The 1,941-nt window shown below is 29.5% G+C and carries 2 protein-coding genes; both read right to left on the bottom strand.

From position 1 onward, the window contains the following. Positions 1-411: ATP-dependent Clp protease proteolytic subunit (locus AMN81_RS05855; RefSeq protein WP_072091154.1), on the bottom strand; the 411-nt coding region annotated here is incomplete at its 3' end. Positions 412-443: 32 nt separating this feature from the next. Further along, positions 444-1,880: a trigger factor gene (gene tig, locus AMN81_RS05850; protein WP_072091153.1), complete on the bottom strand. Its 1,437-nt coding sequence runs from the start codon at positions 1,878-1,880 to the stop codon at positions 444-446. Between the last annotated feature and the right edge of the window lie 61 nt (positions 1,881-1,941).

The following is a 1,941-nucleotide window of genomic DNA, read 5'->3' as shown; positions in this document are numbered from 1 at the left end:
ACCTGCAGAGGGTTGGTGAACCATTATTCTTGAATTTGGTAATGAAAATCTTTTTCCTTTAGTACCTGCGGAGAGTAAGAAAGATCCCATAGAAGCTGCTTGACCCATACATAAAGTAGAAATGTCTGGCTTCACATATTGCATTGTATCGTAAATACCAAGTCCTGCTGTAACCAAACCCCCAGGGCTATTAATGTATAAGTAAATTTCTTTTTTTGGATCTTCAGCCTCTAAAAATAATAATTGAGCAGTAACTAATGAAGCAACATTGTCATTAATTTGACCTGTTAAAAAAATGATTCTTTCTTTTAATAGTCTTGAATAAATATCGTAAGCTCTTTCACCTTTGCTAGATTGTTCGACTACCATTGGTACAAGATTACTCATATGTTCTGATAATTTTGTTGTCATAAGTTGATTCGTTCTACTTATACAACTTGAGATTACTTTTTGCTAACTTTTTTTGTCTTTTTCGCTACTGGCTTTGATTTTGCCTTTTTTGTTGCTGGTTTTTTTTCTTTCTCAGATTTTGCGGAAGATTTTTTCTTAGTTTCTTTTTTTTCTTCTCCATGGCTGTGGTCATGATTATGCTCATGAGCTTCTTTTAAAATCTTTTCTGCTTCCTCTTTTGAAATTTCTTTCTTATTTGCTTTACCTTTTTCTTTAATTAAATTTAAAATTTTTTCTTCATACACTGTTCCTCTTAAACTCGCTAATGCAGATGGATTTTTTTGATAGAAATCCATAACCATTTTTTCTTGTCCAGGCATCATTCTTAGTTGTTTTTGCACTTCAGCCTGAACTTCTTGTTCTGTTACTTTTATTTGATTTTTTTCACCAAACTCATTTAGAATTAATCCAGTTTTAATTCTTGTTTTCGCTTTTTCTTCAAAATCTTTTTTATTTTTCTTCGCTTCTTCCTCAGACATACCTTGTGAAAGAACTTTAACTTCTTCCTCAATTAAGTTTTCAGGAACTTCATCTATTTTAATTTTTTCTATTTCTTTTAAAATTTGGTTTTTAGATAATTGATCTAGAGAATTTTTATATTCATCATTAATTTGTTTTGAAATTAATGTTTTTAAATCACTTAAATCTTTTGCTCCTAAATTTTTTGCAAAATCATCATCAATTTTTACTTCTTCTGATTGTTTAACACTTAAAATTTTACAATTAAATTTAGCTTTTTTATTTACTAATTCTTTTTCAGGGAAATTTTCCGGCAAAGTTGCTTCTACAATTTTTTCATCATCTTTCTTAACTCCAATCAATTGATCGTCGAAACCTTTTAAGAATAAATCTTTACCTAAAGTTAGCTGAGTATTTTTTCCTTCACTTCCTTTAAAATCCTTTCCGTCAACAGTTGCTTTATAATCTAAGGATACTAAATCACCTTTTTTAGCTTTTGTATCAGCGCTAACCTCTTTAAAATTGGGTTGTTTTTTTGCTATTTCTTTTATTCTTTTGTCTGTTTCACTATCGGCAATTTTTACTGTGTATTCATCAAATTTAATATTTTCTAAAGATTTGATTTCTACTTTTGGTAACTCAGTGACTGACAGAACATACTCAAGATCTTTATCTTCACCGTATGTTTTTAAGTCAAGCTTTGGTTGACCAGCTGGTTTAATTTTATTTTCCTCTAATGCTTTTGTAGATGTTTCTTTTAAAACTTTATCTAAAACTTCTCCAAAAACTGCTTTACCAAATTGTCTTTTTAAAATTTCTTTTGGAACTTTGCCTGGTCTAAATCCTTTAAGATTTACACTACCTTTTATCTCTTCATATTTTTCATCCATATAAGAGCTCATTGTCTCTTTATCGATAAAAACTTTAAGGTCTTTATTAAGTCCTTTTTTATTTTCTACAGTAACTTTCATAATATTTTAATGGTAGGGCGAAAAGGACTCGAACCTTCACATGTTGCCATATTGGTTCCTA

The sequence above is a fragment of the Candidatus Pelagibacter communis genome, assembly GCF_001179845.1.
Taxonomy (GTDB): Bacteria; Pseudomonadota; Alphaproteobacteria; order Pelagibacterales; family Pelagibacteraceae; genus Pelagibacter; species Pelagibacter ubique_Q.
This window is presented reverse-complemented; position numbering and strand designations above follow the sequence as displayed.

Coding starts and splice junctions, on each gene's coding strand:
- tig (WP_072091153.1), bottom strand. CDS start 1,880: ATGAAAGTTACTGTAGAAAATAAAAAAGGACTTAATAAAGACCTTAAA.